General features: G+C 73.5%; 5 protein-coding genes. 2 read left to right on the top strand and 3 right to left on the bottom strand.

Going from position 1 to position 4,297, the window contains the following annotated elements; genetic code table 11:
• The coding region (locus tag G3I65_RS18825) for a hypothetical protein (RefSeq protein ID WP_203612428.1) at nt 1–335 on the bottom strand (335 nt) is incomplete at its 3' end.
• A gap of 77 nt (nt 336–412) precedes the next feature.
• Here G3I65_RS18825 and G3I65_RS18820 point away from each other — a divergent pair.
• Together G3I65_RS18820 and G3I65_RS18815 are read left to right on the top strand one after the other, a co-directional pair.
• Nucleotides 413–1,294, top strand: coding sequence for a LysR family transcriptional regulator (locus tag G3I65_RS18820; protein ID WP_160697272.1), 882 nt, complete (start codon nt 413–415; stop codon nt 1,292–1,294).
• A gap of 20 nt (nt 1,295–1,314) precedes the next feature.
• Entirely contained in the window at nt 1,315–1,884 is a 570-nt protein-coding gene (locus G3I65_RS18815; protein ID WP_160697271.1) for a hypothetical protein, read from the top strand.
• 2 nt (nt 1,885–1,886) lie between these two features.
• On the opposite strand, the gene ligD is transcribed toward G3I65_RS18815, so the two are convergent.
• Both ligD and G3I65_RS18805 read right to left on the bottom strand, forming a co-directional pair.
• Complete coding sequence (gene ligD / locus G3I65_RS18810; protein WP_160697270.1) at nt 1,887–3,863, bottom strand: DNA ligase D; 1,977 nt, start codon at nt 3,861–3,863, stop codon at nt 1,887–1,889.
• Nucleotides 3,864–3,907: 44 nt separating this feature from the next.
• The coding region (locus G3I65_RS18805) for a hypothetical protein (RefSeq protein WP_203612427.1) at nt 3,908–4,297 on the bottom strand (390 nt) is incomplete at its 5' end.

The following is a 4,297-nucleotide window of genomic DNA, read 5'->3' as shown; positions in this document are numbered from 1 at the left end:
CCCGCGACGGTCAGCACGCCGAGCGGGAGGTGCAGCCACAGCGCCCCGTCCAGGCCGGCGAAGTACTGGACCGTCTCGGCGGCCGCGACCGCCGTCGTGGCGAAGAACGGCCACGCCCGCCGCAGCCGGACCCACACCACGACGGCCACGACGACCTGCACGTAGGCGAGCGACGTCACGACGTCGGCGCCGGTCGCGTGCAGGCGCAGGGCGTCGTAGTCGCCGCTGAGGTAGACGCCGGCGAACACCGGCTGGCCGGCGATCGCGACGACGTGCGCGGCCGCGACGGCTCGCAGCGCCCAGCCGGCGGGGCGCGTTTTCGTTGTGCTGTCCACGGAATTCACGCTATGACCGCGAGGCTATCGTGTCTAAGATCAATATCGCTATGCCGTTATGACGCGGGAGGTATGACGTGGACCTGGGCACGCTGCGGCAGTTCCTCGTGGTGGCCCGGCTGGAGCACCTCAGCCGCGCGGCCGACGAGCTGCGGATCGCCCAGCCGTCGCTGAGCCGCACGATCGCGCGGCTGGAGGCCGAGCTCGGCACGCCGCTGTTCGACCGGGCCGGCCGGCTCCGGCTGAACGACGCCGGGAGGCTCTTCCGCGGCTACGTCGAGCGCGCGCTGGGGGAGCTGGACGCGGGCTGCCGCGCGGTCGTGGAGACGACGGGCGAGGGCTACGGAACCGTGCGGCTGGCGTCGGAAACGTTCCTCACCCTGACCGGCTCGCTCGCGGCGTTCAAGCGGGCCCACCCGGCGGTCGAGGTCGTGCTGCACCAGCTGCCCGCCGACGACATGGCACGGGCACTGCGGGCCAAGGAGGTCGACCTCTGCGTGGCGTCGCAGCCGATCCTGGCCGACGGGCTGGCCGGGGTCGAGCTGCTCGACGAGCCGGTGTACGTGGCCACCCCGGTCGGGCACCGGCTGGCCGGGCGCGCCTCGGTCCGCGTCGAAGACCTCGCGGACGAGCAGTTCATCACCGCGCGCCGCGGGCACTGGCACCGCCGGCTGCTCGACCGGCTCTTCGCCGCGCGCGACCTGACGCCGAAGATCGTCTTCGAAGGCGACGAACCCGGCGCCATCCAGGAACTCATCAGCGCGGGGCTGGGCATCGGGCTCAACCCGGCGATGGCCCGGCGCGTCGCCGCGCAGGTGCCGGTCGTGTGGATCCCGGTGGACAGCCCCGACTGCCGCCGCACGATCACCCTCTGCTGGGCCGCGGACAGCCGCCTCCCCACCGCGGCCCGCCTGATGCGGACCGCGCTGACCGAATGGGAGTGGGCTCCGGCGGGGTGACGCGCCCTTATGCTGACGTCGTGGAGCAGGATCCCTGGGGGCTGGGCCGGGCGGAGCTGGCTCGTGAACGTGAGCGTCTGGGCACCGTGGCACTGCGGACGACGGCGTGCTGCCTGGCCTGGATCCCGGCTCTCGCGTTCTTGCTTTTCTCGTACGGCATCGGTGACGCTTCCCGGAATACCGCGGCGGCTGTCCTGGCCTTCGGGGTGATCGTGGCCTCGTTGGGTTTAACGCCGTGGGCGGTGTTGTGGTGGCTGCGCTACGAGTCGGTCCGGCGCACCGGCTGGCGAGCCGCGGAGGTCACGGCGGTGAGAGTGGAACCGAGAGGCTGCCTCGCGGCTCTCGCTTTCGCGGGGCGATCGAACAACGCCGGCAGTCTCGACTACGTCGTCCGGTACCGCGACGGCGGGAGTGCCCGGCTGCGAGGTGGTGCCAGCCTGCGGCGCCAACCTCCGCTCGTGGCGTTCGAGCACGCGCAGCCCGCGTGGGTCGGTGGCTCGGGCCGGGCGGCCGTCGTCCTGTTCGCCACCAGCCGCTGGGGCCCTCGCCGTCCGCGTGCCGTGCCCGCGACGTTCACCGCCTCGCCGTAGTACTACGGCAGCGGCGCGCGCTCCCCGGCCAGTCCGGCGAGCAGGTCGCCGTGCTCGGTGACGCGGTCGAGGACGTCGTCGGCGGTGAACGTCAGGTGGCTGACGTGCCGGCACGCGCGGACTTCGGCCCAGGTCACCGGGGTGGAGACGGTCGGGTGGTCGCGGCCGCGCAGGGAATACGGCGCCACCGTCGTCTTGGCCGGGTTGTTCTGGCTCCAGTCGATGAACACGCGTCCCGGCCGCTGCGCCTTCGCCATCACCGCGGTCACCGTCTCCGGCGTCTCCTTCGCCAGCCGCTGGGCGAGCCGCTTCGCGTAGGCGGACGGGGCCGCCGGGTCGCCGGTCGCGATGCCGCAGTAGAGCTGCATCCCCTTCGAGCCCGACGTTTTCGCGTACGGCGTGAGCCCGTCGGCGGCCAGGACGTCGTGCAGCCGTTCGGCCACCCGGCAACAGTCCACTATGGACGTCCCGGGACCCGGGTCGAGGTCGAACACCAGGCGGTCCGGCGGGTTCCGCGTGCCGTCGCCGACCGTCCACTGGGGAACGTGGAGTTCGAGCGCGGCGATGTTCGCCGCCCACACCAGGCCCGGGAGGTCGTCCAGCAGCGGGTAGTCGATGGTGTCGCCGCTGCCGCGCGAGCCGGTGCTCGGCAGCCGCGCGGTGCGCAGCCAGGACGGGGCGCCGTTCGGGACGTTCTTCCCGAACCACTTCTGGCCGTCGACGCCGTCCGGGTAGCGGATGAACGTCACCGGGCGGCCGGCCAGGTGCGGCAGCAGCACCGGCGCGACGCGGGAGTAGTAGTTGATCACCTCGCCCTTGGTGAACCCGGCCGCCGGGTAGAGGATCTTGTCCAAATTGGACAGCGTGAGCCGGCGGTCTCCGGCCTGGACGGTGATCCGCTTGCCCGGCGGTTCGGGCGGTGGCGCCGCGCTTTCCTGGGGGACCGCGCGCGGGGCGATCACGTCGGCCGGGTCCTTGTCGGCGCGCAGCCCGCGCCAGGCGGTGTGGCGGACGCGGCCGGCGCGGGTGAACTGCCGGTAGACGACCTCGCCGACCAGCCGCGGCTCGACCCAGCGCGCGCGGACGGTGTCCTCGCGCGGCGGCGCCGTCACGAACGGGTGGGTGCGGCGTTCCATGCCCTCCAGCCGCGCCTTCAGGTCGGCGCGGGCGGCCTGGCTGAAGCCGGTGCCGACGTCGCCGATGTAGACGAGGGAGCCGGTCTCGGGGTCGTGCGCGCCGAGCAGCAGGCCGCCGAGGGTGCCGGTGAAGCTGCGCTGGCCGGGGCGCCAGCCGCAGACGATCACCTCCTGGGTCCGGATCAGCGGGTGCTTGAGCCAGGAATCCGGCCGCTGCCCGGGGACGTAGGCGGAGCTGCGCAGCTTCGCGACGACACCCTCGTACCCGGCGGACGCGGCGTGCGACAGGAAGTCGGCCGGGGTGCGGCGGTCGGCGGCGAGCTCGGCGAAGGTGACCGCCCGCACCACCGAGACGCGGTACGGGTCGGGCATCGGCAGGCTCGCCAGCAGGGCGCGGCGCTCGTCGTACGGCGTGGCGAGCAGGTCGCGGTCGCCGAGCCGGAGCAGGTCGAAGGCCAGGAACCGGACCGGCGCGTCGGAGAACTCGCGGCCTTTCGGCCCGCTCTGGTGCCGGACCCAGCGGCCGCGGCGCTCCTGCATCAGCTCGAAGTCGATGCGGCCGTCCTCGCCGTAGACGACGATTTCGCCGTCCAGGTAGGCGGCCCGGCCGTCGAGCGCCGGCGCGAGAACGCCGTCGAGCTCGGCGAACTCGGCGGTGAAGTCGATGTTGTTGCGGCTGGTGAGGACGGTGGTGCCGTCCGGGGCGATCCGCATGGCGGCGCGGTAGCCGTCCAGTTTGTACTCGTAGGCCCACTCGGGGCCGCTGCGCAGCCGTCCGCCGTCGGCCTTGGCGAGCATCGGCTCGACCCAGGCCGGAGCGCGGGTCGCGTCGTCTGCCGCCATGCCGGACCTCCGTCACCTTCCGAAGCCAAGGTAACCCGTTCGGCCTAGTTTTGCCGGGTTTGCGCAGGTGGCCGGAACGCGGGCGCCCACCGCGCGGGGTCGACGGCGCCGGCCCAGCACGCCGCGAGGAGGTCGTACCCGAGGTGGACGAGCGCGGCGTGGCCCGGCCAGTGGTCCCGCGTCCAGCGGACGTCGTTGTGCGCGGAGTCGACGGCGGCGCGGGTGGCGCCCTCGAGTTCGAACTGCAGATCCCGCCGTGCCACGCGGTCCTGGGTCTCGAGCACGGCGCGGGCGGCGGCGCGGATGCGGGTTTCGGTCCAGCGGAACGTGGCGCGGTGCGCGTGCGGGGCGAGGAGGTACTGCGCGAGGACGGCGAGTGCGACGCCGAGCACGGTCTCGACGAGGCGGTCGCGCAGCACCGGCCCGACCGGCCC

It is taken from the genome of Amycolatopsis sp. SID8362, assembly GCF_010550475.1.
Lineage (GTDB): Bacteria > Actinomycetota > Actinomycetes > Mycobacteriales > Pseudonocardiaceae > Amycolatopsis > Amycolatopsis eburnea.
The sequence above is the reverse complement of the archived record's forward strand: the minus strand, read 5'-3'. Positions and strand labels throughout refer to the sequence as shown.

Excerpts from the sequence above, each read along its gene's own strand:
- ligD (WP_160697270.1), bottom strand. The coding sequence starts at position 3,863 with ATGGCGGCAGACGACGCGACCCGCGCTCCGGCCTGGGTCGAGCCGATG.